Genomic DNA, 19100 nt, shown 5'->3' on the forward strand with positions numbered 1-19100 from the left:
TTAGCGTTTTAAAACTAAAAAGCCTTTTAGCTTTTTTAATGAAGTATTTCCTGAAACATTAATATTGAAAAAATAGGTTCCTTCAGGTAATTCTCTTCCTCCTAAGTTGGTTAAACGATTTGCATCCCCTCTAAATACTCTTGAGGTATTGTTGTAACCAGAAATTTCAAATACTTTATCTCCCCATCTATTGTAAATAGATACGATGTTCTCAGGATAGTTCTCAATACCGTCAATTCTCCAAAATTCATTAATACCATCCCCATCAGGAGAAAATCCATATTTGGTATTATCGTCTACAATTTCTATTTGATTTTCAATGGTAAAACTTTCCGAAGTACACCCTGTAGCACTCCCTGCCGCATTGTAAGGAGTTATGGTAACACTTACGTTTTCATTAGCATTGAAAGTATTGGCAAACGTATAGGTTGTTCCAGAAGTTACATCAGCATCGGTCACGTTGTTGTTTGTTGTTCCTGTAATGGTTACCAAATACCCATCTGCATTACCAATCGGATTCCATGAAATACTGCTCAAATTAGTAGCGACATTTGTCGCTCCATTTAGAGGTGAACTTAGCGTAGTACAGTTTGGAATTACTAAGGTTGGGGCTTCAATGGTAAAACTTTCCGAAGTACACCTTGTAGCACTCCCTGCTGCATTGTAAGGAGTAATGGAGATATTTACGTTTTCATTAGCATTGAAAGTATTGGCAAACGTATATGTTGTTCCAGAAGTTACATCAGCATCAGTAACGTTATTATCCGTTGTTCCTGTAACAGTTATCAAGTATCCATCAGCATTACCAACGGGATTCCATGAAATGCTACTCAAATCAGTAGCGACATTGGTTGCACCATCTAGAGGTGCACTTAGTGTAGTGCAGTTTGGAATCACTAAGGTTGGGGCTTCAATGGTAAAACTTTCTGAAGTACACCCTGTAGCATTCCCCGCGGCATTGTAAGGAGTAATGGAGATATTTACAGTTTCATTAGCATTAAAAGAATTGGCAAACGTATATGTTGTTCCAGAGGTGACATCAGCGTTAGTAACGTTGTTATTTGTTGTTCCTGTAACGGTTACCAAATACCCATCAGCATTACCAACAGGATTCCATGAAATGCTACTTAAATTAGTAACGACATTGGTTGCACCATCTAGCGGTGCACTTAATGTAGTACAGTTTGGAATTACTAGGGTTGGGGCTTCAATGGTAAAACTTTCTGAAGTACACCCTGTAGCATTCCCTGCGGCGTTGTAAGGAGTAATGGAGATATTTACAGTTTCATTAGCATTGAAAGTATTGGCAAACGTATATGTTGTTCCAGAAGTTATATCAGCATCGGTGACGTTGTTGTTTGTTGTTCCTGTAACGGTTACCAAATACCCATCTGCATTGCCAACGGGATTCCATGAAATACTGCTTAAATTAGTAGCGACATTGGTTGCGCCATTTAGAGGTGAACTTAGCGTAGTACAGTTTGGAATTACTAAGGATGGGGCTTCAATGGTAAAACTTTCTGAAGTACACCCTGTAGCATTCCCCGCGGCATTGTAAGGAGTGATGGAGATATTTACGTTTTCACTAGCATTGAAAGTATTGGCAAACATATATGTTGTTCCAGAAGTTATATCAGCATCGGTAACGTTGTTGTTTGTTGTTCCTGTAACAGTTACCAAGTATCCATTGGCATTACCAATCGGATTCCATGAAATACTGCTCAAATTAGTAGCAACATTGGTTGCGCCATTTAGAGGTGAACTTAGCGTAGTACAGTTTGGAATTACTAAGGATGGGGCTTCAATGGTAAAACTTTCTGAAGTACACCCTGTAGCATTCCCCTCGGCATTGTAAGGAGTGATGGAGACATTTACGTTTTCACTAGCATTGAAAGTATTGGCAAACATATATGTTGTTCCAGAAGTTATATCAGCATCGGTAACGTTGTTGTTTGTTGTTCCTGTAACAGTTACCAAGTATCCATTGGCATTACCAATCGGATTCCATGAAATACTACTTAAATTAGTAGCTACATTTGTAGCACCATTTAGCGGTGAACTTAATGTGGTACAGCTTGGAATAGTTGGTGTGGCACTTCCTGTTGAGAAACTTTCTTCGATACATCCTGTTGCATCTCCAATCGCATTGTAAGGAATAATAGTTACATAATACGTTCTATCATTTCTTAATTCAGTAGGGATGTTATACGTTGTTACATTATTAACATCAACACTATTGGCAATATCAATAGCGCCACTAACACTTCCTATAGTTACTAGATATCCAGTTGCATCTGCTACAGCATTCCATGAAATATTAGTATCGATAGCAACATTGGTTGCTCCATTTAAAGGACTTGTTAAGTTTGTACAAATAGGTGGTTTTGGTATAATTTGCGTAGTGAAACGTTCTTCTGTACACCCAGTAGCATCTCCTTCTTCATTATAAGGGATTATGGATACAAATAACTCTGTATCTTCTGGTAAATCTGTCGTAGGATTATAAGTAGTTATATTACCGACATCTTCATTGAGTACATCAGATGCTCCTGCCGACGTTCCTATAATTATTGTGTATCCATTAGCATTTATGATAGGGATCCATGATAAATTTGTGTCTACAGACACATTGGTTGTTCCATTTGCTGGCATCGTTAGCGTTGTACAATTAGGTACAGCAGCTGGTGTAGTGGCAATAGTAAAACTATCTTCTGTACAAGGCCCAGTAGCATCCCCTTCATCATTAAATGGCGTAATGGTTACCATAACAGTTTCTCCACCAGAAAAATCTGTTGGAAAATCGTAAAAAGTGTCTGTTACTTCTTGGTTTACAATTTCTGTCCCTCCTACAGTAACGATAACACGATATCCCCTTGCAAATTGAGCAGCATCCCAAGTTAGATTGGTATTTACAGGTACATTGGTAGCGCCTTGTAACTCTGTAATAATACGTGTGCATTCTGGTATTGGGCAATCTAATACATCTTCTTCTATTCTCCAACTATAATTACCTATTATGGATTGCCTTTCTTCTAGTGCATCACAATAGGGTACATCCCTAGCACCTAATGTAATACCAGGTGTTAAATTTTGTTGTGACCATGCGATAAGAGTATTATCGTAATTTTCTCTATTTAGTCCTGAAAGATCTAGCATGCTATTCATGTTGGTAACAAGAGATACATTCCAGTTTGCTAAATTCTGATTAAAAGCACTGGCAGAAGAGAACATACGTTCCATGTTTACGCTGCCTAAGTCCCAATTATCTAATGGCTGATTAAAGACCTGTGCGTTATTAAACATATTTCTCATGTTATTTACATTGCTAACACGCCAACTGTTTAGAGATTGATTAAAAGAAGTAGTATTGGCAAACATAGATGTCATATTTTCAACATTTCTAACATTCCAATCATTGATGGTACTGTTAAACACTAATGCACCATTAAACATATTTGCCATAGAAATTACTGATGCCACATTCCAAGAATTCATACTTTGGTCGTAAGCTTCTGCTTTTCTAAACATGCTCTCCATAGTAGTTACAAAAGAGACATTCCAGTTATCAATATTCTGATTAAATAGTATTGCTTCATTAAACATGTCATTCATGGTCAATACTTCACTAGTATTCCAATTATTTAAGGGTTGATTAAAGGCTATTGCTTTTTCAAACATCGAAGACATATTGGTTACCGAGGCTACTTCCCAATTATTGATAGGTTGGTTAAAAATAGTTGCTTCTTTAAACATGGATTCCATTAGGGTTACTGAACTTACATCCCAATTATTTAAGGGCTGATTAAATCCCACAGCTTCTTCAAACATTGAAGACATATTAGCCACTGCGCTCACATTCCAGTTTCCGATAGGTTGATTAAAAACAGTAGCATCCTTAAACATACTATTCATAGCTACAACAGAATTCACATCCCACTGATCTAAAGGTTGATTAAAGATAATAGCGCTTTCAAACATGCTATCCATAGACCGGACATTGGTAACTTCCCAATCATTTATATTTTGGTTAAAATTAGATGCCCGGGCAAACATTCTAGACATAAATGTTACAGAAGACACATTCCATTGATCTAACGGTTGATTAAAAGTAGTTGCAGCATCAAACATGCTGGACATTGATGTGACATTGCTTACATCCCAAACGTTTATCGGTTGATTAAATGCGATAGCACGATTAAACATGTTTTGCATTTCGGTTACTGTACTTACATTCCAATTATCTAAAGGCTGATTAAATGCTAGGGCATTAAAAAACATACGCTGCATATTGGTAACTTTTCCCATCGTCCAATTGTTTAGAGCGCTATTAAAAGCAATAGCACCACTAAACATACTTTCCATGCTTTCTACATTACTTACATTCCATGTGTCAAGTGGTTGGTTAAATACTATACAATCATAAAACATATCTTGCATATTGGTAACTTTTTCAGTATTCCATGAGTCTAAAGGCTGATTGAATGCTTCTGCACCTCTAAACATTCTAAGCATATCAGTAACATTACTTACATTCCAACTATTCAATGGTTGATTAAAAGCCTTGGCATTAAAAAACATATTTTTCATGTCAGTTACGTTACCAACATTCCAATTATCTAAAGGCTGATTAAAAATTTCACAATCATAGAATACATTTTCCATGTTGGTTACATTACTTACATCCCAATTATTGATATCACCATCAAAGAGTTCACACCGCCTAAACATTCTTGCCATATCGGTTACACTAGATAAATTAGGAACATCGGTTGCATTGTACTCCATATTTTCACAAAACCAGAATGCATTTCTCATCGTTTGCCATACTTGAGTTCCCCATTGATCTACAGAAATAAGTTTTTTATTATCTCGTCTTGTACTATTATAAACATGAGAAGGATAATCGCCTATGATAGCTATAGTATAGATCCCTGGATTGAGATAGGTATGTGTGATTTCTGAAGTTACACCATTATCATATTGATTATCTCCCCAATCTACTGAATAGTTATAAGTAAGATTTCGAGTAGTTTCTAATATAATTTGATTTGCAGATGTAGATTGTACATCCAAGTTTCTGGTGTCTATAGTAATTTTAAATGCATCGGGACTATTTACCCAACTAGGTACGGTTTTAAATTGTATTTCTTCGCAGCCTGTAGCTTGTCCCGAAGTATTATAAGGTGTAACGGTAACAAAGACATTATCACCTGGAAAAAACTCATTGGTAAAAGTCACACCTACTACATTTCCAACATCTTCATTATCTTTTACAATTTGTAAAATGTTGCCCATATCATCTCTTCGTATGATTGTAACAATATATCCGGTGGCATTTGGAGCTGGATTCCAACGAATATCAGAGTTAGCAGGTACGTTATTATCACCATTTTGAGGAGAGATAATCTCGGTACATAGTACAAAATCGCAATCAACTGCATCGCCGGTAATTCTCCAATTATGATCATTAATTAATTCTTGTCGTTCCTCTCTCCCTTCACAATAGTTCAAACCTACAACATCCAAAGTAACATTGTCTTTTACAGTTTGCGAAGCCCAACTAATAAGTGTATTGTCATAATTGTCTTTTGATAGATTTGTAGCTGATAACATCTGTGTCATGTTCTCAACATTTGTAATATTCCAATTCTCTAAACTTTGATCAAAAGCATTGGCCCGATAAAATAGGTTTGTCATATCATCGACCTTACTTACATCCCAATTACTTACAGGTTGATTAAATACTGTAGTCAGAGCAAACATGCCTTCCATCTCTGCCAAGTCTGTGGTTACCCAATTATTTAAGGGTTGATTAAATGCACTTGCGTTATAAAACATTTCTAGCATACTGGTGACTTTACCTACATTCCAGCCACCAATAGGCTGATTAAAAACCGTACAGTTTTTGAACATTTCCTGCATATTAGTAACATTACCTACGTCCCAACTACCAATAGGCTGATTGAATATCATAGGTCTAAAAGAAGAATCTTCTTTAAACATTTCTTGCATATTGGTTACATTACCTACATTCCAACTACCAATAGGCTGATTAAATGTTATTGCCCCTTCAAACATATTACTCATATCCGTTACGCTAGTCACATTCCAACTACTGATATCTTGATTAAATGCAACACAGTTGGTAAACATACCTGCCATAGAAGTTACATTACTAACTTCCCAATTATCTAGGGGTTGATTAAATATCATATCCAGGAAACCACTAAACATTTCGGTCATGTTAGTTACATTACTTACATTCCAATTATTTAAAGGTTGGTTGAACTCTCGGGCTCTGTCAAACATACTTGCCATATTGGTAACTCTGGCAACGTTCCAATTATTTACAGGTTGATTATATCTAAAAGCTTCGGAAAACATTTGAGACATATCGGTAACGTTACCCACGTTCCAACTGTTAATATTTTGATTGAACACAGAAGCTCTAAAAAACATCCCACTCATATTGGTAACTCTAGCGACATTCCAACCGTCAAGAGGTTCATTAAAACGTGTTCTTGAAAATGTTAAAGACATATCGGTAACATTGCTCACGTTCCAATTGGCCAAAGGCCTGTTAAACGTTTGCGCACCATCAAACATTCCTGAAATATCGGTAATGGTACTTACATTCCAATTGTTTACAATACCATTGAACCGAGTACAATTGCGAAACATATTTTTTAGTGTAGTTACCTGAGATAAATCTGGAGCATCAATAGCGTCAAAATTCAAATTTTCGCAACCATCAAATGCATTCTCCATAGTTTGCCATTGTATATTCCCCCAACTCAAAATTTCTATAATTTTAAGTTTATCACCTGCTTGATTAAAATAAATGGAAGGAAAACTACCGCTAATATTTATAGTGTATTCACCTTCTGTAGTATACGTATGGGTGATGTCTCCAGTAACGTTAGCATCAGTTTGGCCATCACCCCAATCTACTGTATAATTATATGTGTATGCTGGGTTTGTCGGAATAGTAATTTGGTTGTTGGCAGAAGAACCAGCTTCTATATTTGAAGTATCCCAAACACTAGTAAAATTTTGAGCGTAACTATTTATATAAATTATTAATACTAATAGAAAAGTAGTTTTTCTATTCATAATAGAATTTTTAGATATTATTTATGATAGCCTCAAAAATAGATGCTTTACAGGGTAAAAACGTTTCAACTTATAAGTTGAAACCTATAAACACATAGTTAATGTTTACTGTTTGAAGTATTGATAATCTCTAAAAACTAACTAATAGAGGAGTAGTTATAAAATTTTGGATTTTAAGAGTTAGAATCCTTTTTAAGCATTGATGAGTTCTAAATGTTTCTGACGATACTCTGATGGTGTTTGTCCCACCGATTGTTTGAATAATCGATTGAATGATGTTTTACTGGCAAATCCAGATTCGTAACCGATAGCTAAAATTTTGTAGTGAGAATATGCTGGGTTTTTAATAAGTTGTTTTGCTTTATCTACCCTGTAAAGATTTATGAAGGTATTAAAGTTTCTTTGAAAACAAGAGTTTAAAATTTCAGAAAAAAGATGAGTACTCATGTTTAGATTCTTAGCAATATCTAGTTGCTTAATTTCGTGGTCCAAAAACGGTTGTTCTTTTTCCATATAATCTAAGATTTTTTGTACATATTTATTTTTTTCTTCTTGATTTAATATTGATTTTTTAGCTCCTAGTTTTGTACTGTTGGTTTTTGTCTTACTAGACTTTTGTTGTACTAATTTTAAAATTTTTGTTTTAAGAACTTCGTTTTCATCTTGTAATAAAATTTGATTTTCTTTTAATTGATTAGCTTGTAATTCTGCCTGTCTTTTCTTTTTTACGATCACTAATAATATACTGATTAAAGCAATAACTATAAATATACCAAGTATAATAGAAGACCACTTAAAAATGCTTTCTTCTTTAAGACGTTTTTCTGTGTTTTTAAGGCTTTGTTCTACTTGTAACCTTTTAGCTTTAGATAGGCTTGATAAATATTTTTTTTGAGTGTTTATATACCCTTTTTGCTGCATGTTTGCTTTTTCTAAATTTCCTTGCGCTTCAAATACTTTTGCAAGTTGTTTATGCGTATTCATTTGGATTTTTAGAAAATCATTAGTAAAAGAGATGCCCTGAGCCATCTGCAGTGGTTTAGCAGCTTCATCAAAACGATTCAAACCTACCAATGATGCTCCTATGAGGTAAAGACTTAAAGAACGACGTTCGATAGATTGTTCTTTTGTATATAAAGACTCTGCCTTTTTACTATGGGTCAATGCTTGATCAAATTCATTTAGCAGAAGATAATTCTCTGCCATACTATTTAAAGCATTAATAATAATATCATCTCGCTTTAATTTCTCTCCAATATGTTTTGCTTTTTCTAGATACAGTAGCGCTGTCTTAAAATCTTTATTAGCAGAAAACGATTCAGAGAGTCCAGTATAAACAGCCATTTTATAAACATCAGGACCATTAAATTCGTTTATATAATGTTGAGCTTCTTCAAAGGCGGTTCTAGCTTTATCATGGTACCCTATTATATTTTGTAAGTTTCCAAGATTAATTAAAATAATTGTTCTTTTCTTATAATTTTCAGGAATATTTTTAGAAAGCTCAAATGCCTTAGAGTAATAATTCATTGATGTATCATATTCATCAATTTTTTGATAGTACACACCTAATCTAATAATAGCATCAATTTCATAAGTTTTTAAATTGTGCTTCTTTGCGTGAGATAATATCGAGTCTGTATATAATTTAAAATTTTTATAATCACCTAATTGATAATATTTCCATTGGGAATCTGTTAATGCTTTAGCCTTTAGAATATGAGTATTATTATCAATATTTACTATTTCTTGTGATTGAATAGAAAATATAAAAAATAGAAATATAAAAAAAGACACTATCAGCTTTAACATTAAAAATGATTTTAAAATATTCGTAAATTAATCATTTTATTTTCTAACACGCCCTTACTAAATTGAATATACTGTTTTCAATTATTGTCCTTACAGTTTTTGATTCTTAAAAGGACTCAAGTTTTTAATGCTTCAAAATCAAGCGATTTCAAAATAGAAAAAGATATGATTTAACAAGAGTAAGTTCGAAATAAAAAGAATTTAAGTGACTGATTTTTATGTTAATAATAAAAAAGTAAATGTTAAATTTATTTTTTGCACAAAGCAGCATAGGAGTAGTAGTTAAGAATAATATTGTGTGATGAATACATGTAGGGTTCCGAAACCATTTTAACTCTTTGTATACGTAATTCTTAGGTAGTAATTAATTGCTTGTTTTTTTGGTATTTAGGGATAAAAATATCATCATATAATTTTTAAAATAGTTTAGTAGTAAAGATTACACTTTTTGTTAGCAAAACACCAATATTCAGTTTTAACATTCCTTCGCTCGATTCTTAAACCAGTTTAAGTTTTTTACCAAAGTGGCTAGATAGATTTATCGCTGTTAATTTTTAAAGAAAATTAAAGTGAAAAATCAAATCAAAACAATCCTGCTGTTTTTAGTAATCGCTTTGTTGGGGAGTAATTCTGATGATGATATTGTTCTTCCTATCATCAATCTAATAAATGAGTTCATTGTAAATAGTGATACTGCTACTGATGACGATTCAGCGAAGTAGGCAATACCCCAAGCAAAGGTAGTTGCACTCTTCATAAAAGTACTTTTGAGTCATAAAGAGGTAGTTGCAACCCTTACTTTGATCCTTCGAACTATCATATAGGTAGTTCGGTGCGTCACAAAAGTACTTCCAGACCGCGCAAAGGTAGTTCGAACCACCTTTTTTTGGGTCGATACCCCAAAAATTATCAAAAATATCCGTCAATATACGCCCTCGAAGCCGTAAATGATCAGAAAAAAGGAAGAATCGATGGCTTTGAAGCAATAAAATATGGGAAAAAAGAACCAAAGTACGGTCTCGAACTACCTTTGTGCGGTCTTGACCCCTTGTTATAGAGAGGTTACTCCCTCTATGACAAGGGGTTGCAGCTATATCAATTATAGTATGAAGTATTTTTTATTAGTTTTTTTAAGCAGCTTGACAAACAAATCATTAATTGGCGTTGCTATACAATTTTGTTTGCCTCGTTCTACTATGACTCCATTTTTGGCATCAAGTTCTATTGGTTTTCCATTGAGTCTATCTGTGAGCATTGAACTAGACTTTTCTGGAGGGTACGATAACAGTTTAGCAATCATTTTATCAATAAAATCGACTTCTATTTTAGCTCCGTCTGCTATAGCTACTTGTATAGATTCTTTTAAGGCTGTTTTATATAATTCGAGCAATTCGTCATCTTGAAAAACCCAACAGGTTTCACCACTTAAACATAGAATTGCGCCAAGTGTAGCACTCTCACATACTTTTTTCCAACATGCTGTTTTAAAATCAAAGGTTTGTTTAATCGTAGCATTTTCTCCTTGGAAAAGGTTTTCAAAATCTCTGGCTAATCTGCTCTCAGGCACTGTTAGAATTGGTTTTCTCAATATTTGATAAATATCATCTTGTTTTTGCTGTGTAGGACAATCTATGATACATTCTAAAATGTTTTCTTCCTTTGTATATTCCAACAAGGGTTCTTTATGATATAAGCCATTTCTAATAGAAACCAGTTTAGTGTGTGGCCTTACCAATTTTAATAGTGTACTGGTAGCACTATTGTATTGATGTTCTTTTAGACATATTATCAACCAATCTAATTCTTGATTGTAATTGTTTATGTCATCTACCAAGATTTCATTTTCGATACCATTATATAGAACCTTTATGGTACCTTTTGGGGTTCGATTATAAAAGTGTAGGTCGAGCGATGTATTTGCTTTTAATAGGCAGGAAATAGCACTACCTATAGCACCTATACCCAATATTCCGACTTTTGTTCTTTTAAAACCCATTAGCTATTTGTATCCTTCAAAAGAGTTTGTATTTATCTTTTTAGTTTTCATCTAGTTCTTTTGGGCTGACTCACATAAATGGGTTATAAGTACCCTCCCAGATATGACCGTCTGGGGTCTCAAAACACCCATGAAATCCACCCCAATCAGCTTCTTTGCCTTCCTTTAATAATTTTGCACCTGCCTCGATCACTTGGTTTAATATTTCCAAAACTACTTCTTTAGTACTAACATTATGTACTAAGTTTATTCCTCTATAGCCATATTCTTTTTGTTCATTAAACTTTCCACTTTTTGATTAACAAGTTCTGGTCTCCTCATTGGATTGTATAAAGATGGGTTTTTTGACATAATTACTAAAGTTGCTAATTCCTTGTCATTCAGTTTAGATAATTCTTTGTCAAAATAAAAATTAGAAGCTGATTTAATTCCATTTTGTGAATTCAGAAAATCCATTTTGTTCATAACCCAATTTAGATTCTCCTTTTTTGTGGTTTCATTTTCAATCTTTAGAGCTAGTGAATGAGCTGTAAAGAACATATTTTTATAGTATTTTTTGTTGTTTGAATGTAAATAGAATCTCGAAGACCAAAGGTTGATCGAGGGTTTGTAGGTTCCAGATATCAGAGATCTGAATTCTTGTTTAATTATTCCGTTCTCAAGAGATTCGTCAAATTCCATATTATAGAGTTCGTAAAATTTTTCAGGCAATTTTTCAGCTCGTTTTATGTCTTCGGTAAATTCTGTAAGTTCAGATTCTGTTAGATGAAATTTCCAAGAATTGACAATAAAAATATACAAAGCTATACTAGCGATTATTCCTAAAAGGAACAATATTTTAGAAAGTTTTAGAATTCGTTTTTTCATTTCAATTATAGCTAACGTTCTGCGTATGACTTGTTACGGAATTTTCCGAAGGAAGATTCCGATGAAACACTAAAGTAGCAAATCTGCAATGAATTCCGCTAAGGAATTCGGTTGTAATGAGCTATACACGTTGTTAGCATTAGTTTTTATTATTTTTAATCAATTCAGATATTTTTTCATAATCCGTTTTCTCTTCCCAATTCAAGTAAGGTTTTGGTGAACTCAAGATATTTAATATTTCATTATAATATTTTTCTATGAAATCATATTCAAATTCAAAATCGTAGAAGGATTTAAGTTCCAAAAATTTCTTGCAAATAGGAGTTGATTTGTCAAAATAATATTCCGTCACACCATTTGGACTAAATAGTTTAGCTTTTTTCTTAGTTCCTATATAAATGTAAGGCATGTCATATCCTCCATGCTGAATTGTAACCAATACCTTTTCTTTGGACATAAATAAGGCTTGTCCATCGTCAGATTTAATTTTTTGAAAACCTAATTTTGGCAGTAGGAGAGCCGCTTTTTCACAAAGCTGATCATATAAAGGGTGATTTGGCCAATCAAATGACATATTGTTTATTCTATTATTAATGCTAACGGTTGGTATACGAAAAGTAGCGCGTTTTGTAAACCGATTTTTCGGTTTGATACTGACCTCAAATTTATGAAATCAACTTTGGATTAAGCACTTATACCGCTATTTTTTACATACGTTGTTGGCGGTAGTTTTTAAATCCATCGTCTAACTTTTGATTTGTATTCCTTGTATTCGTTCCCAAAAGTATTTTCCATAAGTTTTTCTTCGTATGGAATGTAATGGTGATTTGTCATAACAAAAAAAAGTAAACATCCCAATATTGGTATAACCGTACCTAAAAGAACCCAAACTCCCAATAAGCTTAATGTAAATCCGAGATATATAGGATTTCTGCTTATTTTGAAAAGTCCATTGGTCACAAGTTTTCGCGGACTTTTAAACGAATGTATTTCAGTATCAATTTTTTCAAATCGCTTCCTAACAATTACTGTCATAATGAGTCCCAATACAATCAGCGGTATTCCAATGTAATTTAATGGGCTTGGAAAAATTATCTTGAAAACAAATAAGTTTTTTATTGTAACCATTAAGATTATACAGAATAAGAATAGAATTGGTGGAATTATTTTTTTCATACCTTCAGTTTTAATTTATCAAAGGTATTTTGATTCCAAACCGATTGCATTAACATAGGTTTATGCTAGCATCTTTTTCCTGATTCTACTCAAAGCTATAGGCGTTATTCCAAGATAAGATGCTACCATATGTTGTTTTACTCTGCTTTCCAATTTAGGAAATTCGTTTAAAAATATTCTATATCTGCTTTCGGCATCAAGTAATAAAAACTCTCTTTCTCTTTTTTCTTTTACAGAGTAGCCCTTTTCTAACAATTTTACCAATAGTAAATTCCATTTAGGATTTTGTTTTCTTAGTTTTTCCCAACAATCGTATGATATTGTCAAGACTTTTGAATCCTCAATTGCCTCGATAAAGAAATGTGAAGGTTTTTTTGAAATCATTGAAGAATAGGAACTAATAAAACTTTGTTCGGGCATAAATACTTTGGTTAACTCTTTTCCCTCGTCAGAAATATAGACATACCGAAATAATCCTGTAAGTACAAAACCCAATTCGTTTGGAATTTGTCCTTCCCTAATAAAATATGATTTAGCTTGAAAGTCTCTGGCTTTAGAAATGCTAATAAATTCCATAATTTCTGATTCCGTCAAACCGGTTAATTGTCTTATTGAATTTATTAGTTCTTCTGTCATTTTTCAAATTATCGCCAACAATGTTATATAGTCACTAAGGTAACTATATATCCTAATATTAAGAAATATAGTTACCTTAATAATGCTACACTTGTGAATCTAAAAGTAACAATATCCAACAAAAAACCGAGACAATAATGTCTCGGTTCGGTAAATTTTGTCTTAAAAGTGACCTCGGTAGGATTCAAACCTGTAACTGATATATCAGTATTTACAAAGGTTATGCTAAATTCTATATTTTATGTTGACGATTTGTGAACTAGAACCTATTCAGGTATTTTGATAAAACCTTTCGTTTTATAAAAGTAAAAATTTATTTATTCAAATTTAATAACAATCTTTATTTGAAATAGAACTCTTCTATAATTTGGATTAAATTATATATATCGTCTTTTCATATCTATAGCAAAAATTAAATTTGGTTAGCAAGAGAAGTCTGGACAATTTTTCTAAGATATTTATTTAAATATAAATGGTCTTAAATATCTGTCCGAATAAGCGTGATAACTCCATTAGTACCCAAAGTTTTGTTCTAGAACACCTTTGGATAATGTTACCTGCGTAGCAGGTAGCGGAACCACTTCGTTTGTGCCTTTTACAAAACCTAAAGGAGTAAGTATACTCTCTGCTCTGTTAGTACGAATCAGGTCATGAAACCTAAATCCCTCTCCAGCAAGTTCTACACGTCTTTCATGCCAAATGGCTTCCAATAAGTTCTGACCGTTAAGTGATGGTGACAAATCTGGTAAAACGGTGTTGGCTTCAGTCCCACGGGCTCTCCTTCGCACTTTGTTCACAAATTCTATTGCCATTGTGGGATCGGTAGCATGTATAGCTTCTGCGTACATCAGATATGCATCGGCAAGTCTTATAAGGCGAATATTGTTTGCGCTATTGTTATTTCCTCCTATATCTGGTTTTGGGTAATTAGTAAAGGGTTCCCATGCATATTTTCTTACGTACCAATCTGTGCCAAAAGGACTATCATTAAAGAAAAGTGTTGCGTCAAGCCTAGGGTCGTTTGGCTCGTATTCATTTCTTAAATCTTCTGTTGCTTGAACAAAACCTCCGCCTCTGTTGTTGTTTGGATTTACCCTTCTTGGAATTCCTGTTCCTAAAATATTGGCATCCGTGACGAAGTTAACTTCAAAGATCGATCCAGAGTTCCATTCCCCTTCGGGTTGAAAAATAGTACTATAGTCTGGTGTTAATGAATAATTCAACGCAAATAGTTGATCGCCAAAAGATCTAATCTGATCATTTTTATTTTGGTACAATAATACTCGCATCATCAAAGCTAAGGCGGCTCCTTTGTCTGCACGCCCTTGGAAATCAACTCCTCTATCAAATCGTGAGGGTAGGTTATCTATGGCAAACTGCAAATCTGATTCTATCAATTTATATATAGCTTCGCTAGAAGCTCTTGGTTGATTAAAATCGGATATTTCCAAAGGTTTCGTAACAAGAGGCACTCCTCCAAATGAATTAACGAGGTCAAAATAATACAAGGCGCGTAGAAAACTGGCTTCTGCCAAAATTTCCTGTTGTCTGTCTGTGTCTTCAAACTCGATATTGGGGACATTTGTCAAGACCAAATTAGCAAATAAAATACCTTCATAGTTTAAGCTCCATAATTCCTCAAAAATGGGGCTGGAAGTAGTATAAGCATAGGTTTCTCTTTCCAAGAGAGGTGCATTGTTTGATGCTGTTCTTCCTCCTTTTATAAAGTCATCAGTTCCAATCTCACCAAAAATAATATCCGTTCCCATTGTACCCCAAAAATTACTTCCATATAACACACGAAGGGATGAATATACTGATATAAGGGCCTGTTCTGCTTGTTGTGGTGTGGTGTAAAAATCTTCAGAAACAGGCTCCCCGAAATTTTGTGGTTCCAGTTCGTCATCACAGGATGATGCGAATACAACCAATATAACACAAAGGTAATATTTTACTCTTTTTATATTTTTATTTAATGTTGTCATCCTTTAATTTTTTAAAAATTAACATCTAATCCCAATGATATTGTTCTTGCAGAGGGGAATCTTCCTCTATCGATACCGATATCCAATGTAGTTCTATTACCGTCTTGGGTCTGAGTATTGTCTATACCTAGTTCTGGGTCCAAACCACTATAGTCAGTAAATGTTAGCAGGTTCTGTCCAGCAATATAAAAACGTATATTTGAAATAAATGTTTTTTCAAGAGCATTTTCTGGCAATGTATAGCCCAACTGTATGTTTTTCAACCTTAGATAAGACCCATCCTCAACAAACCTGCTTGAAGCTAAATTGTTATTTGGAAATCCATCAAAGGTTGCCCTGGGAAACGTATTGGAAGTTCCGGGTCCTGTCCATCGGTTCAAAAATTCAGTGCTTAAGTTGGAATCCAGAAACCCTTCCAGCATCCACCCTGTTGCGTTAAAAATATCGTTTCCTTGCGAACCTTGGAAAAATACAGATAAATCAAATTGTTTATAAGCCATATCCAAGTTAATTCCGTAAGTGAAATCAGGTAATGGAGAACCAATAATTGTTCGGTCATCATCATTGATTTCACCATCTCCATTCACATCCCTATATCTAACATCGCCAGGTTGATTGCCCTGTAAACTTGCATTATTTTCTATTTCGTTTTCATCTTGAAAAATTCCAATCATCTCCAGTCCGAAAAACGAGGCCAAAGGTTGTCCTGCCTCCGTTCTGCTTAGGTCTACAAATCCATTGCCACCCCTTCCAGCAGTAATAACACTACCTTCGTCAGCTAAGCTAACCACAACATTGTCAACAAATGTTATATTACCTCCTAAGCTAAAACTGAAGTCACCTATTTTTTTCTTGAAGTTAGCCACAAGTTCCAAACCTTTATTTTCGATCTCTCCTGCGTTTACGGTAGGATTTTCGGAAAAACCACTAAGTCTTTGTATTGGAGTCTCCAATAATAAGTCTGATGTTTTCTTGATAAAATAATCTGCTGAAAATGTAAAGGAACTTTTAAAGAAAGCCAAATCGATACCAAAGTTTGTGGTCGTGGTAGTTTCCCATTGCAAATTAGGGTTTCCTGGTCTGGTTGGGCCTAAACCTATAGCTGGAGATTCATCAACGCCCAGTACATAGTTATTATTGGTACTTAAGGTGCTGAATATGGCCGAGTTTGGAATATTCTGGTTTCCGGTCTCTCCCCAGCCAATACGAAGCTTTATTTGATTGATAGGTCTGATTTTGAAAAAGCTTTCATTATGCAAATTCCATGCAAATGCTAATGAAGGAAAATAAGCAAAGTTATTGTTTGTTCCAAAGCGGCTTGATCCATCTGCTCTGTATGTTGCCGTTATTAAGTATCGCTGATCAAAATTATAATTAACCCTACCAAAAAATGAAAGTAAACTGGACTCCGAAATATTACCTCCGTTGGTAGCTGTTTCTACCGCTCCGGATCCAAGGGTAGGGTTTTCGACACCATCAGGGATATTACTTCTTGTTGCATTTGTGGAGTTAGTGCTTAATTCTTGGCTTTCATGACCTAGAAGCACTGAAAGTGAGTTTCGTTCATTAAATGTTTTTTGGTAGTTCAAAGTATTGAACCATAGCAATGTTCTTCTCTCCACCCTGCTTACTACAAATCTATTGTTTGGGCGATTTTGTTCTGCTGAAATGAAAAATTCTTCCTCGAAATTATCTACTTTCCGGTTATTTATCTCAAGCCCAATATTGGAATCAAAAGTTAGGTTTTTGAAAAGTTGTACATTAACAAAAAGATTGCCTAAAAAACCTTCCCGTGAAGAAGGATTCAGATTATAGATAGTAGATCCGACAGGATTACGAATTTCAGTAGAAAATAAAGGTCTTGCAGGTGTGCCATCTTCATTAAATATTGGTGAGACAGGATCTATGATATAACCAGCAAAAGCTGTTTTCTGATTGGAATTGCTACCACCATCCAAAACACTTACCGTTTTTGCATTGGTATATTGGATATTATGGCCAAATTTAATCTTTGGCTTTATTTGATAGGTATTGTTGATTCTGAGATTGGTACGCTTAAATGAAGTGTTTCTCACAATGCCTTTTTGATCAAAGTGGCCAAAAGAAAAGTAATAATTAGTCTTGTCAGTACCACCTGCGACGGACACTTGATGGTTGGTTACCGTACCTGATTTGTAAATGGCATCTGGCCAGTTAAAGGTTTCCAATGAAGAAGGGTTTTCCAAATCTGGATTGATAGGTTCTCCGTCATTGATTCTACCTTCATTGTTTATTGTAGCCCATTGTTCAGCATTTAAAACATCTAGGCTATTTATTTTTTCTTCAAAACCGAAATAAGTACTGTATGAAATTAAAGGAGCGCTTTCTTTCTTTCCTTTTTTGGTAGTAATCAAAACCACTCCATTTGCTGCTCTTGAGCCATAAATTGCCGTTGCAGATGCGTCTTTGAGTACTTCAACAGATTCTGCATCTGCAAAATTAATATTATTTATATCATCGATTGGCACTCCATCTACGATGTACAAAGGATCAGCATTATTCACCGTTCCGACACCCCTTATCCTTACAGTAGGGGTTGAACCAGGTTGTCCTGAAGTTTTTGAAACGGACACTCCTGCGACCCTTCCTTGTACTGCCTGTGCTAATGATGGTACTTGGGTTTTGTTGATTTCTTCGGTTCTAACCGAAGAAACAGATCCGGTTAAATCCGATTTTTTTACAGTACCATAACCGACGACTACGACTTCGTCCAGTTGTTGTTGATCGGTTTGAAGCAATACATTGATAACAGTTTGATTACCAACTTGAATATTTTGTGTGACATATCCTATATAAGATACTACAAGAGTTTCACTTGGTAAAACTTGAATACTGTAATTACCGTCAAAATCTGACTGAGTACCCCTTGAGGTTCCCTTTACCAGAATGTTGACACCTGGTATGGGCCCTTGCTCGTCTGATATGGTCCCGGTTATTATCTGTTGGGGATTTGGTGATTGTGACTCAAATTTATCCTCATATATATTGTACTTTGAGCCTGAATCTTTGTCAAATAAATTAAATTCAACTCGAGATTGAGCGGTTTTGTATAGTTTTTCATGATTGAAACTATCCTTTTTTAGTATAATTGTTTCAATTTCTGAAGGAACAGTTGCCTGAATCTGAAGTAGGAAAGCAAAAAAGAGAAATACCGCCAATTTAATATTTGAACTTAATCTAACAGGATTCCGTTCCTTCTCCCACTTGCGGGCTAAATTTTTCATAATAATTTCATTCTGGTTGATAATTCATTTATCCACTATTCTAATCAATCGTGCCTCAAATCTATATAGACAATAAAATATGAATGTATCTAACCGTTTATTTTATGTGTCTTTCCATACATTAAATTTTCCTTTCGAAAATCTTGGTAATCGGTTTTTTTATCTATAGAATTAACCTGAGTTTCCAAAAAGAGAGAAGCGGAATGAGTGTGTGAGTTTGAGTTATAAAATCTCAAAAAACAACTCAGGATG

General features: G+C 34.3%; 12 protein-coding genes. 2 read left to right on the forward strand and 10 right to left on the reverse strand.

The annotated features are described in order from the left end of the window. Positions 1 to 7113: a BspA family leucine-rich repeat surface protein gene (locus FHK87_RS15780; protein WP_140594731.1), complete on the reverse strand. Its 7113-nt coding sequence runs from the start codon at positions 7111 to 7113 to the stop codon at positions 1 to 3. 192 nt (positions 7114 to 7305) lie between these two features. After that, positions 7306 to 8925 carry a helix-turn-helix domain-containing protein gene (locus FHK87_RS15785; protein WP_140594732.1) on the reverse strand — a complete coding sequence of 540 codons (1620 nt, stop codon included), beginning with the start codon at positions 8923 to 8925 and terminating at the stop codon, positions 7306 to 7308. A 569-nt stretch (positions 8926 to 9494) separates the two neighbouring features. Here FHK87_RS15785 and FHK87_RS26305 point away from each other — a divergent pair. Both FHK87_RS26305 and FHK87_RS15790 read left to right on the forward strand, forming a co-directional pair. Then, positions 9495 to 9647, forward strand: a complete 153-nt coding sequence (locus FHK87_RS26305; protein WP_226294281.1) for a hypothetical protein — start codon at positions 9495 to 9497, stop codon at positions 9645 to 9647. 110 nt (positions 9648 to 9757) lie between these two features. Continuing rightward, a complete protein-coding gene (locus tag FHK87_RS15790) occupies positions 9758 to 9982 on the forward strand; it encodes a hypothetical protein (RefSeq protein ID WP_140594733.1) in 225 nt (74 codons plus the stop codon). Between the two features lie 42 nt (positions 9983 to 10024). On the opposite strand, the gene FHK87_RS15795 is transcribed toward FHK87_RS15790, so the two are convergent. The 8 genes from FHK87_RS15795 to FHK87_RS15825 form a co-directional block, all read right to left on the reverse strand. Next, positions 10025 to 10921: a ketopantoate reductase C-terminal domain-containing protein gene (locus tag FHK87_RS15795; protein WP_140594734.1), complete on the reverse strand. Its 897-nt coding sequence runs from the start codon at positions 10919 to 10921 to the stop codon at positions 10025 to 10027. A 70-nt stretch (positions 10922 to 10991) separates the two neighbouring features. Then, on the reverse strand, positions 10992 to 11132 hold the full coding sequence (locus FHK87_RS26310; RefSeq protein ID WP_226294282.1) for a hypothetical protein: 141 nt from the start codon (positions 11130 to 11132) through the stop codon (positions 10992 to 10994). 35 nt (positions 11133 to 11167) lie between these two features. Continuing rightward, complete coding sequence (locus tag FHK87_RS15800; RefSeq protein ID WP_140594735.1) at positions 11168 to 11788, reverse strand: transglycosylase domain-containing protein; 621 nt, start codon at positions 11786 to 11788, stop codon at positions 11168 to 11170. A gap of 139 nt (positions 11789 to 11927) precedes the next feature. Next, positions 11928 to 12362: a hypothetical protein gene (locus FHK87_RS15805; protein ID WP_140594736.1), complete on the reverse strand. Its 435-nt coding sequence runs from the start codon at positions 12360 to 12362 to the stop codon at positions 11928 to 11930. 158 nt (positions 12363 to 12520) lie between these two features. Then, complete coding sequence (locus FHK87_RS15810) at positions 12521 to 12964, reverse strand: methyltransferase family protein (protein WP_140594737.1); 444 nt, start codon at positions 12962 to 12964, stop codon at positions 12521 to 12523. A 60-nt stretch (positions 12965 to 13024) separates the two neighbouring features. Further along, positions 13025 to 13600, reverse strand: coding sequence for a Crp/Fnr family transcriptional regulator (locus FHK87_RS15815; protein ID WP_140594738.1), 576 nt, complete (start codon positions 13598 to 13600; stop codon positions 13025 to 13027). 512 nt (positions 13601 to 14112) lie between these two features. Further along, on the reverse strand, positions 14113 to 15585 hold the full coding sequence (locus FHK87_RS15820) for a RagB/SusD family nutrient uptake outer membrane protein (RefSeq protein ID WP_140594739.1): 1473 nt from the start codon (positions 15583 to 15585) through the stop codon (positions 14113 to 14115). A gap of 11 nt (positions 15586 to 15596) precedes the next feature. Next, complete coding sequence (locus FHK87_RS15825; RefSeq protein WP_140594740.1) at positions 15597 to 18848, reverse strand: SusC/RagA family TonB-linked outer membrane protein; 3252 nt, start codon at positions 18846 to 18848, stop codon at positions 15597 to 15599. Positions 18849 to 19100 lie beyond the last annotated feature (252 nt).

This window comes from Aquimarina algicola, from assembly GCF_006443095.1.
In the GTDB taxonomy this organism is placed as follows: domain Bacteria; phylum Bacteroidota; class Bacteroidia; order Flavobacteriales; family Flavobacteriaceae; genus Aquimarina; species Aquimarina algicola.

What these genes read in the sequence shown, in the direction of transcription:
- FHK87_RS15780 (WP_140594731.1), bottom strand. Translation starts at nt 7,113, where the DNA reads ATGAATAGAAAAACTACTTTTCTATTAGTATTAATAATTTATATAAAT.
- FHK87_RS15785 (WP_140594732.1), bottom strand. Translation starts at nt 8,925, where the DNA reads ATGTTAAAGCTGATAGTGTCTTTTTTTATATTTCTATTTTTTATATTT.
- FHK87_RS15795 (WP_140594734.1), bottom strand. Translation starts at nt 10,921, where the DNA reads ATGGGTTTTAAAAGAACAAAAGTCGGAATATTGGGTATAGGTGCTATA.
- FHK87_RS15800 (WP_140594735.1), bottom strand. Translation starts at nt 11,788, where the DNA reads ATGAAAAAACGAATTCTAAAACTTTCTAAAATATTGTTCCTTTTAGGA.
- FHK87_RS15805 (WP_140594736.1), bottom strand. Translation starts at nt 12,362, where the DNA reads ATGTCATTTGATTGGCCAAATCACCCTTTATATGATCAGCTTTGTGAA.
- FHK87_RS15810 (WP_140594737.1), bottom strand. Translation starts at nt 12,964, where the DNA reads ATGAAAAAAATAATTCCACCAATTCTATTCTTATTCTGTATAATCTTA.
- FHK87_RS15815 (WP_140594738.1), bottom strand. Translation starts at nt 13,600, where the DNA reads ATGACAGAAGAACTAATAAATTCAATAAGACAATTAACCGGTTTGACG.
- FHK87_RS15820 (WP_140594739.1), bottom strand. Translation starts at nt 15,585, where the DNA reads ATGACAACATTAAATAAAAATATAAAAAGAGTAAAATATTACCTTTGT.
- FHK87_RS15825 (WP_140594740.1), bottom strand. Translation starts at nt 18,848, where the DNA reads ATGAAAAATTTAGCCCGCAAGTGGGAGAAGGAACGGAATCCTGTTAGA.